The 20,490-nt window shown below is 70.2% G+C and carries 19 protein-coding genes and 2 pseudogenes; 13 read left to right on the forward strand and 8 right to left on the reverse strand.

The features are described 5' to 3' along the window. The first annotated feature begins 445 nt into the window (after positions 1 to 445). The 3 genes from deoC to ADL01_RS07160 are packed head-to-tail and all read left to right on the forward strand — an operon-like array spanning position 446 to position 3,788. Positions 446 to 1,405 carry a deoxyribose-phosphate aldolase gene (deoC, locus tag ADL01_RS07150; protein ID WP_053741064.1) on the forward strand — a complete coding sequence of 320 codons (960 nt, stop codon included), beginning with the start codon at positions 446 to 448 and terminating at the stop codon, positions 1,403 to 1,405. A 21-nt stretch (positions 1,406 to 1,426) separates the two neighbouring features. Next, the gene (locus ADL01_RS07155; RefSeq protein ID WP_053741065.1) at positions 1,427 to 2,863 is read left to right on the forward strand and encodes an aldehyde dehydrogenase family protein; all 1,437 of its coding nucleotides are present in this window, start codon (positions 1,427 to 1,429) and stop codon (positions 2,861 to 2,863) included. Then, the gene (locus ADL01_RS07160) at positions 2,856 to 3,788 is read left to right on the forward strand and encodes an aldehyde dehydrogenase family protein (protein WP_053741049.1); all 933 of its coding nucleotides are present in this window, start codon (positions 2,856 to 2,858) and stop codon (positions 3,786 to 3,788) included. The genes ADL01_RS07155 and ADL01_RS07160 overlap by 8 nt, the downstream gene beginning before the upstream one ends. Positions 3,789 to 3,888: 100 nt before the next feature. On the opposite strand, the gene ADL01_RS07165 is transcribed toward ADL01_RS07160, so the two are convergent. Further along, complete coding sequence (locus tag ADL01_RS07165) at positions 3,889 to 4,299, reverse strand: hypothetical protein (protein WP_053741050.1); 411 nt, start codon at positions 4,297 to 4,299, stop codon at positions 3,889 to 3,891. A 129-nt stretch (positions 4,300 to 4,428) separates the two neighbouring features. Between ADL01_RS07165 and ADL01_RS07170 the strand changes: the two genes are divergently transcribed. Next, the gene (locus tag ADL01_RS07170) at positions 4,429 to 5,061 is read left to right on the forward strand and encodes a uridine kinase family protein (protein ID WP_078960367.1); all 633 of its coding nucleotides are present in this window, start codon (positions 4,429 to 4,431) and stop codon (positions 5,059 to 5,061) included. 245 nt (positions 5,062 to 5,306) lie between these two features. On the opposite strand, the gene ADL01_RS07175 is transcribed toward ADL01_RS07170, so the two are convergent. Then, positions 5,307 to 6,047 carry a SigE family RNA polymerase sigma factor gene (locus tag ADL01_RS07175; protein ID WP_053741052.1) on the reverse strand — a complete coding sequence of 247 codons (741 nt, stop codon included), beginning with the start codon at positions 6,045 to 6,047 and terminating at the stop codon, positions 5,307 to 5,309. A 307-nt stretch (positions 6,048 to 6,354) separates the two neighbouring features. Between ADL01_RS07175 and afsQ1 the strand changes: the two genes are divergently transcribed. The 5 genes from afsQ1 (at position 6,355) to ADL01_RS07200 (ending at position 10,300) form a co-directional block, all read left to right on the forward strand. Then, the gene (afsQ1, locus tag ADL01_RS07180; RefSeq protein ID WP_006383553.1) at positions 6,355 to 7,032 is read left to right on the forward strand and encodes a two-component system response regulator AfsQ1; all 678 of its coding nucleotides are present in this window, start codon (positions 6,355 to 6,357) and stop codon (positions 7,030 to 7,032) included. Next, positions 7,029 to 8,600 carry a sensor histidine kinase gene (locus ADL01_RS07185; RefSeq protein ID WP_053741053.1) on the forward strand — a complete coding sequence of 524 codons (1,572 nt, stop codon included), beginning with the start codon at positions 7,029 to 7,031 and terminating at the stop codon, positions 8,598 to 8,600. The genes afsQ1 and ADL01_RS07185 overlap by 4 nt, the downstream gene beginning before the upstream one ends. Then, positions 8,597 to 9,259 carry a hypothetical protein gene (locus ADL01_RS07190; RefSeq protein ID WP_420719692.1) on the forward strand — a complete coding sequence of 221 codons (663 nt, stop codon included), beginning with the start codon at positions 8,597 to 8,599 and terminating at the stop codon, positions 9,257 to 9,259. Before ADL01_RS07185 ends, ADL01_RS07190 begins: the two co-directional genes overlap by 4 nt. A gap of 181 nt (positions 9,260 to 9,440) precedes the next feature. Further along, entirely contained in the window at positions 9,441 to 9,992 is a 552-nt protein-coding gene (locus ADL01_RS07195; RefSeq protein ID WP_053741054.1) for a VanZ family protein, read from the forward strand. A gap of 98 nt (positions 9,993 to 10,090) precedes the next feature. Next, on the forward strand, positions 10,091 to 10,300 hold the full coding sequence (locus ADL01_RS07200) for a PspC domain-containing protein (protein WP_053741055.1): 210 nt from the start codon (positions 10,091 to 10,093) through the stop codon (positions 10,298 to 10,300). An 87-nt stretch (positions 10,301 to 10,387) separates the two neighbouring features. Here ADL01_RS07200 and ADL01_RS07205 read toward each other — a convergent pair whose 3' ends face one another. Then, a complete protein-coding gene (locus tag ADL01_RS07205; protein ID WP_053741056.1) occupies positions 10,388 to 10,747 on the reverse strand; it encodes a hypothetical protein in 360 nt (119 codons plus the stop codon). Between the two features lie 129 nt (positions 10,748 to 10,876). Next, entirely contained in the window at positions 10,877 to 12,088 is a 1,212-nt protein-coding gene (locus ADL01_RS07210; RefSeq protein ID WP_053741057.1) for an adenosine deaminase, read from the reverse strand. Between the two features lie 153 nt (positions 12,089 to 12,241). On the opposite strand from ADL01_RS07210, the gene ADL01_RS07215 reads away from it, so the two are divergent. Further along, entirely contained in the window at positions 12,242 to 13,003 is a 762-nt protein-coding gene (locus ADL01_RS07215; RefSeq protein ID WP_053741058.1) for an alpha/beta hydrolase, read from the forward strand. A gap of 129 nt (positions 13,004 to 13,132) precedes the next feature. Here ADL01_RS07215 and ADL01_RS47445 read toward each other — a convergent pair. From ADL01_RS47445 to ADL01_RS07230, 3 genes and pseudogenes are all read right to left on the reverse strand, one after another. Further along, positions 13,133 to 14,039, reverse strand: a pseudogene (locus ADL01_RS47445) (IS982 family transposase). Between the two features lie 97 nt (positions 14,040 to 14,136). Continuing rightward, positions 14,137 to 15,075 (reverse strand): MerR family transcriptional regulator, encoded by a 939-nt coding sequence (locus ADL01_RS07225; protein WP_053741067.1) that lies wholly within the window; start codon positions 15,073 to 15,075, stop codon positions 14,137 to 14,139. 281 nt (positions 15,076 to 15,356) lie between these two features. Beyond that, entirely contained in the window at positions 15,357 to 16,307 is a 951-nt protein-coding gene (locus ADL01_RS07230; protein WP_053741059.1) for a LysR family transcriptional regulator, read from the reverse strand. Between the two features lie 63 nt (positions 16,308 to 16,370). On the opposite strand from ADL01_RS07230, the gene ADL01_RS07235 reads away from it, so the two are divergent. Next, the gene (locus tag ADL01_RS07235) at positions 16,371 to 17,642 is read left to right on the forward strand and encodes an MFS transporter (RefSeq protein WP_053741060.1); all 1,272 of its coding nucleotides are present in this window, start codon (positions 16,371 to 16,373) and stop codon (positions 17,640 to 17,642) included. A 321-nt stretch (positions 17,643 to 17,963) separates the two neighbouring features. Then, positions 17,964 to 19,004 (forward strand): sigma-70 family RNA polymerase sigma factor, encoded by a 1,041-nt coding sequence (locus ADL01_RS07240; protein ID WP_053741061.1) that lies wholly within the window; start codon positions 17,964 to 17,966, stop codon positions 19,002 to 19,004. Positions 19,005 to 19,034: 30 nt separating this feature from the next. Here ADL01_RS07240 and ADL01_RS45845 read toward each other — a convergent pair. Then, positions 19,035 to 19,289: pseudogene (locus tag ADL01_RS45845) on the reverse strand (hypothetical protein); the annotation flags it as partial. 128 nt (positions 19,290 to 19,417) lie between these two features. Between ADL01_RS45845 and ADL01_RS07250 the strand changes: the two are divergent. Next, positions 19,418 to 20,338 carry an AEC family transporter gene (locus ADL01_RS07250; protein WP_053741063.1) on the forward strand — a complete coding sequence of 307 codons (921 nt, stop codon included), beginning with the start codon at positions 19,418 to 19,420 and terminating at the stop codon, positions 20,336 to 20,338. The last annotated feature ends 152 nt before the right edge of the window (positions 20,339 to 20,490 follow it).

Genomic DNA, 20,490 nt, shown 5'->3' on the forward strand with positions numbered 1-20,490 from the left:
CTCGCGCCCCCCCCCCCCACCCCCCCCCCCCCCCCCCCCCCCTCCCCCCCCTCTCCCCGGCCCCACCCCCCCCCCCCCCCGCCGATACCTCTCAGTCCGCCCTGCCGATACCTCTCACCCCTTCCCGGGCCTGTGCCTTTCAGCCCGCCCACCCGTACTTTCTCGGCTCGGCCGGCCCGTGCCTTTCAGCCCGTCCGGCCCATCCCTTTCAGCCCGTCCGGCGTTCACCATTCAACTCGGCCGGCCTGTGCCTTTCAGCCCGTCCGGCGTTTGAGGACGAGGCCGTTCAGGCCGAAGGGGGTCTGGGGCGCAGCCCCAGCGGGGTCGAAGGGGCGGAGCCCCTGGGGACGGGACGGGTAGGGGCGGCGGGGGCGAACCAAACCGACCCCAGCCTTTTCCCGGGCTGTACAGCCGCTACGCGCGTAGATATGCTCGGCTTGTGACCATGCCCACCACTGCATCAACCGCACACCCGCTCAAGGACGTGACCGCGTCCGACAGCACACTGCGCCGCTTCCTCCACGGCCTCCCCGGCGTGGACGCGGTCGGCCTCGAGGCGCGCGCCGCCTCCCTCGGCACACGTTCCATCAAGACGACCGCGAAGGCGTACGCCATCGACCTCGCCATCTCGATGGTCGACCTGACGACGCTGGAAGGCGCGGACACCCCGGGCAAGGTCCGGGCGCTCGGCGCCAAAGCGGTCCGCCCCGACCCGACCGACCGTACGGCGCCCGCCACGGCCGCGGTCTGCGTCTACCCCGACATGGTGGCCGTCGCCAAGGAAGCCGTCGCCGGATCCACCGTGAAGGTCGCCTCCGTCGCCACCGCGTTCCCCGCCGGCCGCGCCGCCCTCGGCGTGAAACTTGCGGACGTGCGTGACGCCGTCGCCGCCGGTGCGGACGAGATCGACATGGTCATCGACCGCGGCGCGTTCCTCGCGGGCAACTACCTGAAGGTGTACGAGGAGATCGTCGCCGTGAAGGAGGCCTGCGGGGCGTCCGCCCGGCTCAAGGTCATCTTCGAGACCGGCGAGCTGTCGACGTACGACAACATCCGCCGCGCAAGCTGGCTCGGCATGATCGCCGGGGCCGACTTCATCAAGACGTCGACCGGCAAGGTCGCCGTCAACGCGACGCCGGCGAACACCCTCCTCATGCTGGAGGCCGTACGCGACTTCCGCGCGCAGACCGGCGTCCAGGTGGGCGTGAAGCCGGCCGGCGGGATCCGCACCACGAAGGACGCCGTGAAGTTCCTGGTCGTGGTCAACGAGACCGTGGGCGCGGACTGGCTCGACAACCACTGGTTCCGCTTCGGCGCCTCCTCGCTCCTGAACGACCTGCTGATGCAGCGTCAGAAGCTGGCCACCGGCCGCTACTCCGGCCCCGACTACGTGACGGTGGACTGAGACCCCATGAACATGGACAACATGCCTTCCGCATTCGAGTACGCACCGGCGCCCGAGTCCCGCTCGGTCGTCGACATCGCCCCCTCCTACGGCCTGTTCATCGACGGCGAGTTCGTCGAAGCCGCCGACGGCCGGGTCTTCAAGACCGTCTCCCCCTCCACCGAGGAGGTCCTCGCCGAGGTCGCCCAGGCGGGCGAGGCGGACGTCGAGCGTGCCGTGAAGGCCGCCCGCAAGGCCTTCGAGAAGTGGTCGGCACTGCCCGGCTCCGAGCGCGCCAAGTACCTGTTCCGCATCGCCCGGATCATCCAGGAGCGCTCCCGCGAGCTGGCCGTCCTGGAGACCCTGGACAACGGCAAGCCGATCAAGGAGACGAGGGACGCCGACCTGCCCCTCGTGGCGGCGCACTTCTTCTACTACGCCGGCTGGGCCGACAAGCTGGGCCACGCGGGCTTCGGCACGAACCCGCGCCCCCTCGGCGTCGCCGGCCAGGTCATCCCCTGGAACTTCCCGCTCCTGATGCTGGCCTGGAAGATCGCCCCGGCGCTCGCCACCGGCAACACGGTGGTGCTCAAGCCCGCCGAGACGACGCCCCTGTCCGCCCTGTTCTTCGCGGACATCTGCCGCCAGGCGGGCCTGCCCAAGGGCGTCGTCAACATCCTTCCCGGGTACGGCGACACGGGCGCCGCGCTCGTCGCGCACCCGGACGTCAACAAGGTCGCGTTCACCGGGTCGACGGCCGTCGGCAAGGAGATCGCGCGCACCGTCGCCGGCACCCACAAGAAGGTCACCCTGGAACTGGGCGGCAAGGGCGCCAACATCGTCTTCGACGACGCGCCGATCGACCAGGCCGTCGAGGGCATCGTCAGCGGCATCTTCTTCAACCAGGGCCAGGTCTGCTGCGCGGGCTCCCGGCTCCTCGTACAGGAGTCGGTCCAGGACGAGTTGCTCGACTCGCTCAAGCGCCGCCTGTCCACGCTGCGCCTCGGCGACCCGCTGGACAAGAACACGGACATCGGCGCGATCAACTCCGCCGAACAGCTCTCCCGGATCACCTCGCTCGTCGAGGCGGGCGAGGCGGAGGGCGCCGAGCGCTGGTCGCCGGCCTGCGAACTCCCGTCCGCCGGCTACTGGTTCGCCCCGACGCTGTTCACGAACGTCACCCAGGCGCACACCATCGCCCGCGACGAGATCTTCGGCCCGGTGCTCTCGGTGCTCACCTTCCGCACCCCGGACGAGGCCGTCGCCAAGGCCAACAACACCCAGTACGGCCTGTCGGCGGGCATCTGGACGGAGAAGGGGTCACGGATCCTCGCCGTGGCGGGCAAGCTCCGCGCCGGTGTCGTCTGGTCCAACACGTTCAACAAGTTCGACCCCACGTCGCCGTTCGGCGGCTACAAGGAGTCGGGCTTCGGCCGCGAGGGCGGTCGCCACGGCCTGGAGGCGTACCTCGATGTCTGACGCAAAAGTGGACACCCGACCGGACCCGCGGTCGGACACCCGTCTGTCCGTCTTCAAGACCTACAAGCTGTACGTGGGCGGGAAGTTCCCGCGTTCCGAGAGCGGCCGGGTGTACGAGGTGAGCGACGCGAAGGGCAACTGGCTGGCGAACGCGCCCCTGGCCTCCCGCAAGGACGCCCGTGACGCGGTCGTCGCCGCGCGCAAGGCGTTCGGCGGCTGGGCCGGGGCCACGGCGTACAACCGGGGCCAGATCCTCTACCGCGTCGCCGAGATGCTGGAGGGCCGCCGGGAGCAGTTCGTCCGGGAGGTCGCGGAGGCGGAGGGCCTGTCGAAGCCGAAGGCCACCGCGCAGGTGGACGCGGCGATCGACCGCTGGGTCTGGTACGCGGGCTGGACCGACAAGATCGCCCAGGTCGTCGGCGGCGGAAACCCGGTCGCGGGACCGTACTTCAACCTGTCCTCCCCCGAGCCGACCGGCGTGGTCGTCGTCCTCGCCCCCCAGGAGTCGTCGTTCCTGGGCCTGGTGTCGGTGCTCGCCCCGGTGATCGCCACCGGCAACACGGCGATCGTGATCGCCGGCGAGAGGTCGCCGCTGCCCGCGCTCTCCCTCGGCGAGGTCCTTGCCACCTCGGACGTACCCGGCGGAGTCGTCAACATCCTCTCCGGCCGTACGGCGGAGATCAGCCCGTCCCTGGCCGCGCACCAGGACGTCAACGCGATCGACCTGGCGGGCGCGGACGAGGTCCTCGCGAAGGAGCTGGAGATCGCGGCGGCCGACAACCTCAAGCGCGTCCTGCGTCCACAGGCTGTGGACAACGCGCAGTGGTTCGCCACCCCGGGCACCGAACGCATGACCGCCTTCCTGGAGACGAAGACGGTCTGGCACCCGACGGGTTCACTGGGAACCGGAGGTTCGTCCTACTAGGCGGCCGTAGGCCGCCAGTAGGGGCGCGGGGAACTGCGCGACCAGCCACGACGCACCAGCACCCGGCATCGGTCAGCAGCTCCCCGCCCCTTCCCCGCACTCAACCGCCCAAGACCCCCAAGGCCTCCCCCAGCAGCGGAATGCGCCCGATCGACTGCGCCTGCGCGACCGGGCCGGTGAGGGCCTGGGAGGTCAGGGGCTGGAAGTCGGCGAGCTGGGTGCCCACCCCGTTGTCCAGCGGGTCGACACCCGTACCGGCGAGGGGGTTGGGCTTGAGGTTCTGGACCGCACCCGTGACGTAGCCGACCGAGCCGGTGAGCGCCGCCAGGCCCGACTGCGCGTCGATCTGCCCCAGCGAGGTGGTGGGGTTGGTGCGGACGACATCCACCGCGGGGCCGCCCTCGGCGGCGCCGGCCGTCGCGGCACCCGCCCCCAGGGACGCGCCGGTGGCCGCGAGGGCGATCAGGGCGCGCTGTGCGGTCTGGTTGAGGCGGGACGCTTCTCGTGCCATGACGGGTGGCCACCTTCTGGTGCACTGGGTAATCAGGACGACACGAAGGGTAGTTGAGGTGTGACGCACCTTTCAAAGCCGACCCGCGGGGTCGGCAGCGGGGTGCCCGATGCCTCACACTGGTGACTCGTGACCTCCCACCCGCCCATACCCACGCGAGTCGTGCTGCTCTGCGGCCCTTCCGGCTCCGGCAAGTCCCTTCTCGCGGCCCGTTCCGGTCTCCCGGTCCTGCGGCTCGACGACTTCTACAAAGAGGGCACCGACCCGACGCTGCCGCAGGTCCTGGGAAGCACCGACATCGACTGGGACCACCCGGAGTCGTGGGACGCGGACACGGCGGTCACCGCGATCACCGAGCTGTGCCGCACGGGTCGTACGAACGTCCCGGTGTACGACATCTCGTTGAGCGCCCGTACGGGTGAGGAGGCCGTCGAGATCGGCCGGACCCCGCTGTTCATCGCGGAGGGCATCTTCGCCGCCGAGATCGTCGAGCGCTGCCGGCAGGAGGGTGTCCTCGCGGACGCGCTCTGTCTGAGCCGGGGGCCGGTCACGACGTTCCGGCGACGCTTCCTGCGGGATCTGCGCGAGGGCCGCAAGTCGGTGCCGTTCCTGCTGCGCCGCGGCTGGCGGCTGATGCGCGCCGAGCGTTCCATCGTCGCCCGCCAGACGGCCCTGGGCGCGCACGCGTGCGACCGTGACGAGGCGATGGGCAGGCTGACGGATGCGGCGGCGGGCACGAACACGTACGTCCGCAGCACGTAGGCACGTAGGTCACCGGCCGCGAGCCAACACAAAAGCGGGACCGGACGGACCCCCCGGCCCTCCAGTCCCGCTTCTTTGTGCTTCCCCGTGTTCCTTTGTGCTTCCCCCGTGCGGTGGTCCCCCCGCGGCCCCCCAGCCGCGGCGGTACCCCCTGGTGGTGCTCCCCCGTACTCCCCCCCATTTTTTCCTTTTTTACTGCTCCCCGTTCACCACTCCCCCGTCGAGTGGCGTTTTCCCCCACACCCTCAGGCGACTAGCTCCCCGAAGGATTCCTCCTCGTCACGGCCGAAGCTGAGGACCTCGTCCTCACGCATCCGGCGGAGCGACCGCCAGATGCTGGACTTCACCGTGCCGACACTGATGTCGAGGATCTCCGCGATCTCCGGGTCCGTGCGGCCCTCGTAGTAACGAAGGACCAGCATCGTCCGCTGGAGTTCGGGAAGCCGGGCGAGCGCCTGCCACAGGACCGCGCGCAGCTCCGTGCCGCGCATCGCGTCCGTGTCGCCGGCCGTCTCCGGCAGCTCCTCGGTCGGGTACTCGTTCAGCTTGCGGCGGCGCCACGCGCTGATGTGCAGATTGGTCATCGTGCGGCGGAGGTAGCCCCCGACCGCCGCCTTGTCGCTGATCCGCTCCCAGGCGCGGTACGTCGAGAACAGCGCGCTCTGGAGCAGGTCCTCCGCCTCGAAGCGGTCACCGGTGAGGTGGTAGGCGGTTGCGTACAGGGAGGCGCGGCGCTCCTGGACGTAGGCGGTGAACTCCGCCTCCGACAGCGAACGACGCTCTCCCGTTGACTCCCTGTACGCGGCCCCCGTGCGCCCCGTTTCCCCCGTGTGTGCGTCAACCACCGACATGTACGTGGTGTGCTGACGCCCGGTGCCGCGAACGCACCCCCGTCCGTTTACGGCACCGGACTTCTCGGTCGTCCGGTTGACGTCGTGCAGGCGCGTGATCACTGCGTTCGCGCTTGTGCCGTGCAGCGTGCTCATCTCGCGCCCCCCGTCGTGGACTTCCCGGTCTTCGGCTCGGTTCGTGGTGCTTCCTTGCCTGTGCCGAGAAGCTTGCCCACGCCACTTCATGACGGTGTCCGCCGACTGTCACAGGCGTGCAACAGGGCCCTGTCGCAGGAACACGGCAACAGGGGCACGGCACCGCGCGGCGGAGCCCCGCGCGCGCCCCCGAATCACCCGCCGAACACACGGCAGCACCCGGCAAGCACCCGACCGAACAGCCGACAAACAGCCGACAACCACCTGGCAGTCGCAGGCCGGCCCGGCCATGGGCCAGAATGCATCCGTGCCTTCCCTGTTGCTGATCGAGGACGACGACGCCATCCGTACGGCCCTGGAGCTGTCTTTGACGCGCCAGGGCCACCGGGTTGCCACCGCTGCCACCGGTGAGGACGGTCTGAAGCTGTTGCGCGAGCAGCGGCCGGATCTGATCGTCCTGGACGTGATGCTGCCCGGCATCGACGGATTCGAGGTGTGCCGGCGCATCCGGCGCACCGACCAGCTGCCGATCATTCTGCTCACCGCGCGCAGCGACGACATCGACGTGGTCGTCGGGCTGGAGTCCGGCGCCGACGACTACGTCGTCAAACCCGTGCAAGGGCGGGTGCTCGACGCCCGTATCCGGGCCGTGCTGCGCCGTGGGGAGCGGGAGTCGAACGACTCGGCGACCTACGGTTCGCTGGTCATCGACCGTTCGGCGATGACGGTGACGAAGAACGGCGAGGACCTGCAGCTGACGCCCACCGAGCTGCGGCTGCTCCTGGAGCTGAGCCGGCGGCCCGGTCAGGCGCTGTCGCGCCAGCAGTTGCTGCGTCTGGTCTGGGAGCACGACTACCTGGGCGACTCGCGGCTGGTGGACGCGTGTGTGCAGCGGCTGCGCGCCAAGGTCGAGGACGTGCCGTCGTCGCCGACGTTGATCCGTACCGTCCGCGGTGTCGGCTACCGGCTGGACTCGCCTCAGTGACCAGACCGCAGGACAAGCTCCGCGGCTGGGCCGCGGCGCGCAGAGCGATACTCGCGGGGCTCCGCTTCACCAGCCTTCGGCTGCGCCTCGTCGTGGTCTTCGGCCTGGTGGCGCTGACGGCGGCCGTGTCGGCGTCCGGGATCGCGTACTGGCTCAACCGCGAGGCCGTGCTCACGCGTACCCAGGACGCGGTGCTGCGCGACTTCCAGCAGGAGATGCAGAACCGCGCGGGCGTGCTGCCGGCCCACCCCACTCAGGGCGAACTCCAGCACGCCGCGGGCCAGATGGCCGCCAGCAGCCAGCGGTTCAGTGTGTTGCTGGTCGCCGAGGACGACAGCGGGCGGACGGTCGTCGGCAACTCCGGGGCGCTGGACACCTTCTCGCTGGCCGACGTGCCCAAGTCGCTGCGTACGGCGGTCGGCAAGCGGCAGGCGGTCACGTCGAGCAACAAGGACCCGTACCACCTGTACTGGCAGCGGATCATCGACGGCGACAAGCCGTATCTGGTCGCGGGCACGAAGGTGATCGGCGGTGGTCCGGCCGGGTACATGCTGAAGTCGCTGGAGCCCGAGGAGAAGGATCTCAACTCGCTGGCCTGGTCGCTGGGTATCGCCACCGGCCTCGCGCTGATCGGCTCCGCGCTGCTCGCGCAGGCCGCCGCCACGACCGTACTGAAGCCGGTGCACCGTCTCGGTATCGCGGCCCGGCGGCTCGGCGAGGGCAAGCTGGACACCAGGCTGCGGGTGTCCGGGACGGACGAACTCGCCGATCTCTCCCGGACGTTCAACCACACGGCGGAGGCCCTGGAGAAGCGGGTCGCCGACATGAGCGCCCGGGACGAGGCCTCGCGGCGGTTCGTGGCGGACATGTCCCACGAGCTGCGTACGCCGCTCACCGCGATCACCGCCGTGACGGAGATCCTCGAAGAGGAACTGGACGCGGAGACCGGCAGCATCGACCCGATGATCGAGCCGGCGGTGAAGCTGGTGGTCAGCGAGACGCGGCGGCTCAACTCCCTGGTGGAGAACCTGATGGAGGTCACCCGCTTCGACGCGGGCACCGCCCGGCTGGTCCTGGACAACGTCGACATCGCCGACCAGATCACGGCCTGCATCGACGCCCGCGCCTGGCTGGACGCGGTCGACCTGGACGTCGAGCGCGGCATCATGTCCCTGCTCGACCCGCGCCGCCTGGACGTCATCCTCGCCAACCTCATCGGCAACGCCCTCAAGCACGGCGGTTCGCCGGTACGGGTGTCGGTGCGCGCATCCGATACCGACCTGCTGATCGAGGTGCAGGACCACGGTCCGGGCATCCCCGAGGACGTCCTGCCGCACGTCTTCGACCGCTTCTACAAGGCGAGCGCCTCCCGTCCCCGCTCCGAGGGCAGCGGCCTCGGCCTGTCCATCGCCCTGGAGAACGCCCACATCCACGGCGGCGAGATCACGGCCGCCAACTCCCCGAAGGGCGGCGCCGTGTTCACCCTGCGGCTCCCCAGGGACCCGTCGGCACTCACGGAGAAACCGGCCGAGCCGGACGGCGCGACCAGCACCGGGGAGGGCGCGTGAAGAACGTACGAGGCGTACGAGCCGTACGGGGCGTGCGCCGGCGGTCGGCGGCCGTCCCGCTGGTCGCGGTGCTCGGCGTGCTGCTCGCCGGCTGCGGGATCCGTGCCACCGAGGTCCCGACGGACTTCGGTCCGGCGCCCTCCCGCGTTCCGTGCTCCCTCTCCGAGGTCAGCGCCCCCGCCGCGCCGGACGCCGCCGCGCGGACGCCCGCGGGCGTGCCGGTCCAGGTGTTCCTCCTCTGCGGCTCCCAGCTGGTGACCGTCGACCGCTCGGTACGGGTCCCGGACGGTACGGCGGAGGCGCGGCGGCGCGTGCTGGTGGCCCAGGGGCTGCTGGACGAGCTGGCCAGGACCCCTACGGCGAGCGAGAGCGAGGCCGGCTACACGACGGACGTACGCGGCGGGATGAGCGTGAGCGGCCCGGGCCCGAAGGACCCCAAGGACGCCCTGCGCCTGAGCACCAGCCCGGACGGCCTCGCGTCGTACGCCCTCGCCCAGATCGTCTGCACGTTCTCCGACTCGGCCGCCGCCGAAGGGGACGGCCACGTCGTCCTGGGCGGCCCGGACACCGGCCCGCTACGCCGGTACGCGTGCACACCGGAGGTCCGTTCCAGGCCGGGGGCACAGGTGCCGCCGTCGTCGGGGGTGGACGGCGGCTGAGCAGCTTCCTCCGCGCCCCCGAAAGGGGCGCGGGGACTGCGCGACCAGCCCCCGCCGGGCCCGCGGCGGCCGACGAACCGCATGTCCGGCGGAGCTGTCGGCCCCCGTGTGGCACACGCCTCACGGTCCTGTACGGGGGCAACCCGGAACCGATCGTGCCGATGGCCGCGTCTTGTGGGGCGTGCAGCGTCATGGTTGGGGCGGCGAAAGTGCCGCGATTCGCATCCGTACGGCGGGAGGTGTCCTCCTCGTCGCCCATCTCGCGCTCGTCGCCTGGATCGCGCTGCGTCCGCTCGACATCCCGTGGCAACTGCCCGCCAACCTGCGCCCCTTCGCGGGCATACGGGCCGATCTGGCCCTCGGCTGGCAGGAGGCGGCCCGGCGCATCGTCGACGGGCTCGCCCTGCTGGCCCCGCTGGGGGTACTGCTGCCGATGGCGGGCGGGCGGCTCGATGTCTCGCCGCTCGCCTCGCTCGTCCGTACGGTCATGGCGGGTGCCCTGATCTCGCTCGCAATCGAGCTGTTGCAGACCGGGGTGCCCGGTCAGGTCGTGGACGTCGACTCGCTGCTTCTGAACTCGGTGGGCGTGGGCCTCGCGCATGTCGCCGTGGTGCCCGCCACACGGTCCTGGCTGCGCCGCAGGAGCGAGACCCGGCGCCGGGCGGCCGTCCACAGGGAGGAAGCGACTCAGGGTATGACCCCGACGATTCCCAGGGTCGGGATCGCCCCGTAGAGGGATGCTTCGTCCGCTGTGTGTCCGTAACGTTGAGTACAGATGAGGCGACCGGACAAGCCGGTCCCGTCACCGTAGTCACTCACCGAGGAGACGCCATGACCGCCCTTGCCCGCCCCACCAACGGCCGCATGATCGGCGGAGTGTGTGCCGCGCTGGCACGGCGCTTCGGCATCTCCGCGACGACGATGCGCGTGATCTTCGTGCTCTCCTGTCTGTTGCCCGGCCCGCAGTTCGTGCTCTACATAGCCCTGTGGTTCCTGCTGCCCTCCGAGAAGCACGCGGACAAGGCCCACACCGCCTGGTAGCCGTGCCAACGACCCGACCCGGTGGTACGCCGATGGGGCGCACCCCTTCAGCAGGGGTGCGCCCCGTCGGCGCGTTCGCGGGGTGGGTCAGCCGAGCGGAATGCCGTTCACCGGGAGGCCGTGGGTGGGCAGGCCCTGCAGCGGGAGGCCGCCGAGCAGACCGGAGACCGGCGCGGTCGGGCCCTCGGCCAGCAGCTTGGTGACGGCGGGCTGCGCGGCGGCCACACCCGCGCCGAGCGCACCCTGACCCTGGGCCACGGCCTCGGCGGCACCCGGCAGCGCCTTCGACGCGCTCCCCACGGGCAGCGTCTGGGTCACGGAGCTCAGCGCGGCGGAGTCCGGGAGGGCGGGGAGGGCCGGGGCTGCGTTGGCGGCACCCGCACCCGCCGCGGCGAAGGCGGCGCCGAGAGCGGCGACACCGAGGGTCTTGGCAGCAGACTGCTTCATAGTGAATGCGTCCTTGAATGCGAGACGGGGATGTGAGCGGTCCACGACCGTAAACACGGGAAGCCGCCACCCGCAAACATCGAAAAGCGGCCGGGGCGCACCGACCCGACCGCTTCCCGGCTCGCTGGATCAGCCCTGTCCCTCGACAGAACCGCTGGTGGAAGCGGTCTGCCGGAACAGCCATTCGGATTTCAGCTCGGCATATCCGGGCTTGATGACGTCATTGATCATCGCCAGTCGTTCATCGAAAGGAATGAATGCTGACTTCATAGCATTGACGGAGAACCATTGCAGGTCGTCGAGCGTATAACCGAACGCTTCGACAAGATGCTCGAATTCTCGGCTCATTCCGGTACCCGACATCAATCTGTTGTCCGTGTTGACGGTCGCGCGAAAATGAAGCCTGCGCAGCAGCCCGATGGGGTGCTCGGCATAGGAGGCGACGGCGCCGGTCTGGAGGTTGGAGCTGGGGCACAGCTCCAGGGGGATGCGCTTGTCCCGTACATAGGAGGCCAGGCGGCCGAGTTTCACCGAGCCGTCGTCCAGGACCTCGATGTCGTCGATGATGCGGACGCCGTGACCGAGCCGGTCCGCGCCGCACCACTGGAGGGCCTGCCAGATGGAGGGGAGCCCGAAGGCCTCACCGGCATGGATGGTGAAGTGGTTGTTCTCGCGCTTGAGGTACTCGAACGCGTCGAGGTGCCGGGTGGGCGGGAAGCCGGCCTCGGCACCGGCGATGTCGAAGCCGACGACGCCCTGATCGCGGTACCGGTTCGCCAGTTCGGCGATCTCCAGCGAGCGGGCGGCGTGCCGCATCGCGGTGAGCAGGGCGCCGACCCTGATCCGGTGACCGTTCTCCCTGGCCCTCCGCTCACCTTCCCGGAAGCCCTCGTTGACGGCCTCGACGACCTCTTCGAGGGTGAGCCCGGCTTCGAGGTGCTGCTCGGGCGCGTACCGCACCTCGGCGTAGACGACGCCGTCCTCGGCGAGGTCCTCGGCGCACTCGGCGGCGACCCTGACGAGGGCGTCCCGGGTCTGCATGACGGCGCAGGTGTGGGCGAAGGTCTCCAAGTACCGTTCCAGGGAACCGGAGTCGGCGGCCTCACGGAACCAGGCGCCGAGCTTGTCGGGGTCGGTCTGCGGGAGTTGGGTATAGCCCGTGTCGCGGGCCAGGTCGACGATGGTGCCTGGACGCAGGCCGCCGTCGAGATGGTCGTGCAGCAGAACCTTGGGGGCGCGGCGGATCTGGTCCGGGGTGGGGCCGGGACCGGCGCTCGCGGGCACGCTCCGGGAAGTCGTCTGACTCGTCTGACTCGTCGTCCGATCACTCTGGCTCGTCATTTCCGCACTCTAACTCCTACGCGCGTAGATCACCCTGCACCCGTCCCCCTCTTCTCCCTTTTCTCCCTTTCTTCACTTGTACGTTTCCGCCGATACGTAACGGTGACCGCGCGGACAGGTGGCGTACACCGATGCTTCTGACACTGTTCTGTCATGGCACACCAAGGGACGCCGGTACGACAGGCCCGGCTGGGGAGGGCACTTGGCCCGGAGCCGACATCGGTCAGCGGCGTGGTCCTGCTGCTTCCCGGCGGCGACGAGGTATCGACCCGCAGGCCGTCGCCCGTCCTGGCGGCCGCCTCCGTCAGGGCGTTGGGCCGCCGGCTGGCCCGCGCCGGCCGCGCGGACGGCCTCGCCGTGCACGTCGTCCACTACCGCTACCGCGGCTGGAACGGCAGCGAGGCGCAGCTCGCCCACGATGCGCGCTGGGCTGTCGACGAGATCGTACGGCGGTACGGCGACGTCTCCGTGTGCCTCGTCGGCATCGGCATGGGCGGACGGGCGGCGCTGCGCGCGGCGGACCACGAGGCCGTCAACTCCGTACTGGCGATGGCGCCTTGGCTCCCCGAGGACGATGTGGCGGCGACGCCGGAACCGGTACGGCAGCTGAGCGGACGGCAGGTGCTGATCGTGCACGGTACGAACGACGAACGGACCGACCCCGAGCTGTCGTTCCGCTTCGCGGCGCGGGCGAAGAAGGCGAACCGGGACATCTGCCGGTTCGAAGTGCACACGGATGGGCACGGGTTGCGTCAGTACCGGCAGGAAGTGCACGCGCTGGCGGTGGACTTCGTGATGGAGGTGCTGTTCGGGCGGGGGTTCTCTCGGCCTGTGCGCGATGCGTTGATGGCTCCGCCGCCGTTGGGGTTGCGGATGCCGTTGGCGGCGGGGTTCGGGGCGTATTCGCGGCGGTAGGTTCGGGGGCTTTGGGGGTTGGGGTCGGGGTGCGGGTCGTGTGTAGCTGGTCGCGCCCACGCGGCGGAGCCGCAGATCGGATACAGCCCCGCGCCCCTGGATGAATGAGTCCAAGGGGTGCCGTTGCGATCAGTGATCGTAGGCAGTGAGTGATCGCTTGACGGGCTGTCCAGTTTGGTCGTTGTGCCAGATCGCCGCTGTGAGTGCGAGGATCCGGCACAAGACCCGGGCTGACACCCCTGCCGGGCTCTTGCCGCCGTGCCGTTCCAGGTTGAGCTGCCCCTTGAAGGTCTGATTGATCGACTCGATCACCTGCCGCAGCGGTTTGAACAGGTGTGACCCGGCTGGCTCGGCTTCCCCCTTGCGGACCGGCCGCAGCAGCTTCAGGTGACGCTCGGCAAGGCCGTACTCGAACTCGCGGCCGAAGTAGTTCTTGTCCCCGATGATCGTCTGCCCGGGGTGGGCGGCGAGGACGTCTGGCGCGGTATCGAGCATGTCGCGCAGCGTTTCGCGCTCGTCCGCCCTGGCTCCGGTGAGTGCGAACAGGCAGTCCGCCGAGTGCGCACACCAGGTGCAGACGCAGCCCCCAGAAGTATCGCGAGTGTGATGCGCAGTAGCCGTACTGGGCCCAGCCTGCCAGGTCCGAGCGTTTGGCCGTCTCGCGGGAGCAACCGCAACCGACCGGTGTGGAGTCGACCAGCCACACATCGTCGCTCCACAGTGAGGTATCGCGGGCCACGATCCGGATCATGCTGGTGAGCAGTGAGAACGCGGCGCGCGGCCGTTTGTTGTAGCCGGACTGCTGGGGCACATAGGGAAACAGGTGGCCGAAGTCACGCCGACGCGGCGAAGCCAGCGCCGCTCAGAGGTGTATCCGAGCAGCGCCGACATGACCGCGAACGTGATCAGTCGGCGTCACTGAGCGTGGGCGTTATTCCGACGGCAGGCCGCCACGGTGCCAACCACGGCGAACCTTCAATTCGTCGTCAATCCGGGCATAGAGTGCCGTTGTGAGGGTGTCCAGGTCGTTAGTCACACATCGACGTTGGACGACCTGGTCTCATGTCCGGAGGTGATCCCTTGGACTCGTTCAGGGATCCGGGGCGGTGCCCACTGCGGTGACTATGCGGTGACTATGCGGCGCGGTCATTTCGCAGGGCCTGGGTGAGCCAGGGGTACACCGGGATCAGGTTCGGTACTACCTGCCAGCCGTTGACGATCCACACCAGCTGCCAGTACCGGTCCACCCTGGGATCGTGCGCCTCTTCGAACTGCTGCGCCATCCAGTCCCGGAATTCCGTGTCAGGGGTGCGCGCGAACACCTCGGCGAAGCGGTGCACGAGGTCGTCGATGACGGGTGCGGCTCTGTTGCTGAGCGGGTCGATGCCCGACTTCCTGGCCTCAGCCACCTTCTGACGGGTGAACTCCATTAGCTCCTCGCCGGCATCGCGCTCGATGTTGAGCGGGCGCCCGGCGGCCTGGCGTACGGCCGTCCGGCGCATCCGGGCACGGAAATCCTCGTCGCTGACCAGCTCGGCGAGTTCCACCCACGCGGCGACCTGCTCGCCGGTCGGATCATCGGGGAGGTCGGGAGTTGCAGCGCGAACCATGGCCACTGCGCCCGGGTCGGCATCCACTGTGCCGAAGGTGCCATCCATGAAATCGTCGATCAAACGTCGGCGTTCCTCGCCGGACAACCGCGTGAGCCTGTGCATGAGCTTGGTCTCCTCGGGACTGGACCCGCGGCTGGCCACGACTCGCAGAACGCTCCGACGCAGTTGCAGCATTCGGATCTGGACGTCCATGGCGTCGGCGTGCGCCGCGGCGACTTCCGCCACCGAGAGCTCGCGGTCCAGTACCCGTTGGATCGTAGGCAGGTCCATGCCCAGCTCGCGCAGTGTGCGGAGGAGTTCCAGACGAAGCAGTGCGTCGAGGTCGTAGAGCCGATAGCCGGCGGGACTACGGGTGGTCGGCGCTACCACCCCCGAATCGGAGTAGAACCGGATGGTCCTCACAGACAAGCCGGTCCGCCGGGAAAGCTCCCCGATCGAGTAGAGGGTCGTAACGTCCATGTCGCCCACTCTGCTGTCTCCAGTCACTGGAGACTCAAGGCCATTCCCCAGCGGGGCCCCGACCGAGATGTCCTCCGAGTTACTGAAGCATGCGTCGCGTGATCTCCGCTGACCGCCAGGATGAACAGGCACGCCTTGCACGCGCGGGGCGAGCGATGGCAGCGACATGCGACACCACTTGCTGGCGGCCTACGGCTACGAGCCCTTGGACTCAATCATCTAGGGGGGTTTGCAGCCGGATTGGCAAGTAGCCCCTTCTCACGGCGGCAAGTCGCCCTTTCTCACGGCAGCAGGTTGCCCTTTCGTGCCAGGAGGAACTTCTTGAACGCGGCCACCGGTGGGGTGTCCGGGTGGCCGTCGAGCCAGGCCACGCCGATTTCCCTCGCCGCTCTCGGGGAGGTGACCGTCAGTTCGGCCACTCCGGGGCGGGGGACCGCCGGGGGTGGCAGGAGCGCGACCCCCAGGCCCGCCGCCACCAGGCCCCGCAAGGTCTCCGCCTCCTCTCCCTCGAAGGCGATGCGAGGGCGGAAGCCGGCCTCCTTGCAGAGGTCGTCGGTGATGCGGCGGAGGCCGTAGCCGGGCTCCAGGGTGACGAACGTTTCGTCGGCCGCTTCGGCCAGGCGGACTCGTCTGCGGGTGGCGAGGCGGTGGTCGGCGGGGACCACCAGGCGGAGTTTCTGTTCGTCCAGGCGGCGGGCGACCAGGTCCGGGGCGTCAGGGACGGGCGAGGTGAGGCAGAGGTCCAGTTCGCCGGAGCGCAGGCGTTCGATCATGGCCTCGCCGTAGTTCTGTACGAGGGTGAAGCGGACGCGGGGATGGTCGGCGCGGAAGGCGTGCAGCAGGCCGGGGACGGTTTCGGCGCCCATGGTGTGCAGGAAGCCGAAGGCGACCTTCCCGGTGGCGGGGTCGGCGTCGGCGCGCACCTCGTCGGCGGCGCGCCCGATCTCGGCGAGGGCCCGTTCGACGAAGCCGAGGAACGTACGCCCGGCGGGGGTGAGAGAGACGGTGCGCCCTCTGCGGGCGAACAGATCCACCCCCAGATCCTGTTCGAGGCGGACCATCGCCCGGGAGAGCGTCGACTGCGGGACCTGCATCTCCTGGGCGGCGCGGGTGACGTGCTCCGTGCGGGCGACTCCAGCGAAGTAGGAGAGCCGGGGGGCGAGGGCGGTGACGATGTCTTCTGTGTCACTGGACGGTGACAGGCGACCGTCTGACCTTTGCTGATGCACCATGGGAACGATTATGGGGTTTCCGTGCATTGGACGGATGAATAGGGGCGTACGTAGCTTCGAGGCATGCCTGCTGCCAGTACCGGGGCGTCCGTGATCACGGGCGCCGCCTCTCCCTCCCGCCCCTCGCTTCCCGCCGCCGACTCCCGGATGGCGCCGGGCGGCCCCGGCTACCGGCGGATGAGCCTCGCGCTCTTCCTCGCGGGCGTCGCGACCTTCGCCCTCCTCTACTCCACGCAGGCACTGCTGCCGTTGATCTCCGGCGAGTTCGGTGTGACGGCGAGCGACGCGAGCTGGACGGTGTCGGCGGCGACCGGTGCGCTGGCCCTGTTCGTCCTCCCGATGAGCGCGCTGTCGGAACGGTTCGGGCGGCGCACGGTCATGACGGCGTCGCTGGCGGTGGCCGTGACGGTCGGGCTGCTGGTGCCCTTCGCGCCCTCGCTGGGCGCGCTGATCGCGCTGCGGGCGGTGCAGGGTGCCGCGCTGGCGGGGCTGCCCGCGTCGGCGACGGCGTATCTGGCCGAGGAGGTCCGTCCCAGGGCGCTGATCACGGCGATCGGCCTGTTCGTGGCCGGCAACAGTGTGGGCGGGATGAGCGGCCGGGTCATCACGGGCTGGGTCGCGCAGGAGTGGGGCTGGCGGGTCGCGGTCGCCGTGATCGGCGTGGTCGCGGTGGGCTGCGCGGTGGCCTTCCGGCTGCTGCTCCCCGCGCCGCGTCACTTCCGTACGGGGTCGCTGCGGCCGCGGGTGCTGGCGCGCACGGTGCGTACGCATCTGGCGAACCCGTTGCTGCGACGCCTGTACGCGATCGGCGCGCTGTTCATGACGGTGTTCGGCGGGGTCTACACGGTGATCGGGTACCGCCTGACGGAGGCCCCGTTCGGTCTGCCCCAGGGCATCGTCGGCTCGGTCTTCCTGGTGTACCTGGTCGGCACGGTGTCGGCGTCGACGGCGGGGAAGCTGGTGGCCCGGCTGGGGCGGCGGGGTGCGCTGTACCTGGCCGGCGGTACGACGACCGCGGGCCTGCTGCTGTCGCTGTCGGACGCCCTGGCGCTGGTTCTGCTGGGCCTGGTGCTCATCACGGCCGGGTTCTTCGCGGGGCACGCGGTGGCGTCGTCGGCGGTGAGCCACACGGCGAAGGAGGGGCGGGCGCAGGCGTCGGCGCTGTATCAGTCGGCGTACTACATCGGCTCCAGCGCCGGCAGCACGTTGGGAGCGGTGGCGTTCCACGCGGGTGGCTGGTCGGGGACCGTGGGGCTGGGGCTGCTGGCGGTGCTCGGCGTGGTGACGGTGACGGTGATGGGGTCGCGGGCCGCGCGGGTGCCGGCGGCGGCGTGACCGAGGACCCTTTCTCGCCCCCGCCGCCCCTTCCCGTCCCGTCCCTGGGGGCTGCCGCCCCCAGACCCCCGCTTCGGCCCTGAAGGGGCCTCGTCCTCAAACGCCGGACAGGCTGGGCATTTCAGCCCTCCGGCGTTTGAGGAGCGGGGGTTCGGGGGCAGCGCCCCCGAGGACGGGACGGGAAGGGAAGGGGCGGCGGGGGCAAAAAACGTCCCTCACCTGCACCTTTGCCAACTCCCCGGGCCGTTGTCAGTGGCCTGCGCTAGCTTTCTCGTGTTGGGTCGCGACGCGCGACGAAGGCAGCCATGGGGCGGGTTGGCAATGGGTGACAGTACGGCTACTGCGACAGACCTCGACGTAAAACTGGAACAGCACCGCGTCGAACTGACCGGGTACTGCTACCGCATGCTCGGCTCCTCCTTCGAGGCCGAGGACGCCGTACAGGACACCATGGTCCGCGCCTGGCGGAGTTACGAGAAGTTCGAGGGCCGGTCGAGCCTCCGTTCGTGGCTGTACCGCATCGCCACGAACGTCTGCCTGGACATGCTCACCGCCGGCAACAAGCGCGCCCCCCCCAGGGCCCCCCCCGACTCCACCCCCCTCGCCCGCGCCGCCCTGTCCCCCCGCCCCGACAACACCTGGCTGGAACCGATGCCGGACGCCCGCGTGCTGCCCACCGTGGAGGACCCGGCGGAGGCGGCCGTGGCCAAGGAGTCCGTCCGCCTCGCCTTCATGGCCGCCCTGCAGCAACTCCCCGCGAAACAACGGGCCGTGCTGATCCTCCGCGAGGTGCTGGCCTGGAAGGCGAGCGAGGTCGCCGAGCTCCTCGAGACGTCGGTGGCATCCGTCAACAGTGCCCTCCAGCGGGCCAGGGCGACCCTCGCCGAGCGGGACCGGGACGGGAGCGGGAGCGGCGCCGGGGCCGCCGTCTCCGATCCGCTCAGCGAAGAGCAGCAGAAACTGCTGGAGCGCTACGTCGCCGCGTTCGAGGGGTACGACATGACGGCCCTCACCGCGCTGCTGCACGAGGACGCCGTCATGACGATGCCGCCGTTCGACCTGTGGCTGACCGGGCCGCAGGACATCACGGGCTTCATGACGACACTCGGCGCCGCCTGCGCGGGCTCGCACCTCGTGCCGGTCGCCGTGAACGGGCTGCCGGGGTTCGCACAGTACAAGCCGGACGAGGAGACGGGCGGCTACACCCCCTGGGCGGTCCAGGTGCTGGAGATCTCAGGCGGCCGGATCACCGGGTTCCACTGCTTCCTCGACACGAAGCGCTGGTTCCCGCTGTTCGACCTCCCGCTCTCCCTCCCCCTCGACGTCGAAGCTGAGGCCGACCAGGGTCAGCAGGGCGAGTAGGGCGGGCGCCGGGTCCCGGAGGCGTATGCGGCCTCCGGCCCGGCGGGCGGCCAGTTGAAGCCGGGCCAGCAGTTCCACGGCGTCCAGGCCCGGCGGACCGAGCCCCGCCACGTCGCACACCACCACCGGGTCACGGCCACCACCCCGGCCGCCGGCCCCGAGCAGCGCACGCACGCCCTCGCAGAGCCCCGGCACCTCCTCGCGGGTGACGGGGCCGGCCAGCACGAGTACAGCGGGTGTCATGGCGTCCACGAAGGGTAGACCGGGCGGCGGCCCGTAACTCATCGCCCGCCCGTTGAGATCACTTTGACGCGCGCCCCTCCTCCCCCGGAGGGTACGTGCATGCCCCACGAACCGGCTCCGCCCGCGATACCCCACGACTCCCCTTCCTCCCGGCTCACGGAGGGCACTTCGTGCAGGGCGTACTGACCGGGTTCGCGGTGATCGCCGTGGTCATCGGCGTCGGCTACGTGATCGGGCTGCGCGGCCACCTCGGGGACAACGGACGCGAGGTCCTGACCAAGCTCGCCTTCCACGTCGCCACCCCGGCCCTGCTGTTCACCACGCTCGCCCGCGCCGACCTGTCGGTGATCTTCTCCAGCCGGCTCCTGGTCACCGCGCTGAGCACCCTCGCGGCGGCCGGTGTCTTCGTCGCGATGGGCGTCGTACGCCGCTGGGGTGCCGGACGTACGACGATCGGCGCGCTCTGCTCCAGCTACGTCAACGCCGGCAACCTCGGTATCCCGATCGCGGTGTACGTGCTGGGCGACGCCTCGCTCGTCGCGCCGGTGATTCTGTTCCAGACGATCGTGGTCACGCCGGTCGCGCTGACCGTCCTGGACCTGACGGGTGCCGGTGAGAAGGGCTCGCTGTGGCGGCAGTTGATCACGCCGTTGCGCAATCCCGTCGCCGTCGGCTCGCTCTCCGGGGTGCTGGTGTCGGGGACGGGGATCGACGTCCCCACGCCTGTCATGGACCCGCTGACCCTGATCGGCGGCATGTCCGTCCCGGCGGTGCTGCTGGCCTTCGGTATCTCGCTGTCCGGCAGCACGTGGCCGTTGCGCGGCGCGGAGCGGACTCCCGTACTGCTGGCGGTCGCCCTGAAGTCGGTGGGCCAGCCGGTGGCCGCCTGGGCACTGGGCGCGGGTGTCTTCGACCTGCACGGGGCGTCGCTGCTCGACGTGGTGGTGGCGTCGGCGCTGCCCGCCGCCCAGAACCTCTTCGCGTACGCGGGCCGCTACCACGTGGGCGAGAACCTGGCACGCGAGTCGATCCTGCTGTCGACGATCCTGGCCGTGCCGGTACTGGTGGTCGTAGCGGCCCTGCTGGGCTGAGCGTACGAGCCGCGCCCGGCCAGGGACTCCCCCACCCCGGCGCTGCTCCTCCACTCAGCCCCACCACCGGCTTACGCGATCCGCTCCAGCACCACCGGCGCCGCCGCGAAGTCCGTGCCCGCCGCGCCGATGTCGTACGAACCCCCGACCTC

Source organism: Streptomyces sp. NRRL WC-3618, assembly GCF_001280005.1.
Classification (GTDB): Bacteria; Actinomycetota; Actinomycetes; order Streptomycetales; family Streptomycetaceae; genus Streptomyces.

Bases quoted from the DNA above. Each gene is read 5' to 3' on its own strand.
- deoC (WP_053741064.1), top strand. From the start codon at position 446: ATGCCCACCACTGCATCAACCGCACACCCGCTCAAGGACGTGACCGCG.
- ADL01_RS07155 (WP_053741065.1), top strand. From the start codon at position 1,427: ATGCCTTCCGCATTCGAGTACGCACCGGCGCCCGAGTCCCGCTCGGTC.
- ADL01_RS07160 (WP_053741049.1), top strand. From the start codon at position 2,856: ATGTCTGACGCAAAAGTGGACACCCGACCGGACCCGCGGTCGGACACC.
- ADL01_RS07165 (WP_053741050.1), bottom strand. From the start codon at position 4,299: ATGGCACGAGAAGCGTCCCGCCTCAACCAGACCGCACAGCGCGCCCTG.
- ADL01_RS07175 (WP_053741052.1), bottom strand. From the start codon at position 6,047: ATGAGCACGCTGCACGGCACAAGCGCGAACGCAGTGATCACGCGCCTG.
- ADL01_RS07200 (WP_053741055.1), top strand. From the start codon at position 10,091: ATGACCGCCCTTGCCCGCCCCACCAACGGCCGCATGATCGGCGGAGTG.
- ADL01_RS07205 (WP_053741056.1), bottom strand. From the start codon at position 10,747: ATGAAGCAGTCTGCTGCCAAGACCCTCGGTGTCGCCGCTCTCGGCGCC.
- ADL01_RS07210 (WP_053741057.1), bottom strand. From the start codon at position 12,088: ATGACGAGCCAGAGTGATCGGACGACGAGTCAGACGAGTCAGACGACT.
- ADL01_RS07215 (WP_053741058.1), top strand. From the start codon at position 12,242: ATGGCACACCAAGGGACGCCGGTACGACAGGCCCGGCTGGGGAGGGCA.
- ADL01_RS07225 (WP_053741067.1), bottom strand. From the start codon at position 15,075: ATGGACGTTACGACCCTCTACTCGATCGGGGAGCTTTCCCGGCGGACC.
- ADL01_RS07230 (WP_053741059.1), bottom strand. From the start codon at position 16,307: ATGGTGCATCAGCAAAGGTCAGACGGTCGCCTGTCACCGTCCAGTGAC.
- ADL01_RS07235 (WP_053741060.1), top strand. From the start codon at position 16,371: ATGCCTGCTGCCAGTACCGGGGCGTCCGTGATCACGGGCGCCGCCTCT.
- ADL01_RS07240 (WP_053741061.1), top strand. From the start codon at position 17,964: ATGGGTGACAGTACGGCTACTGCGACAGACCTCGACGTAAAACTGGAA.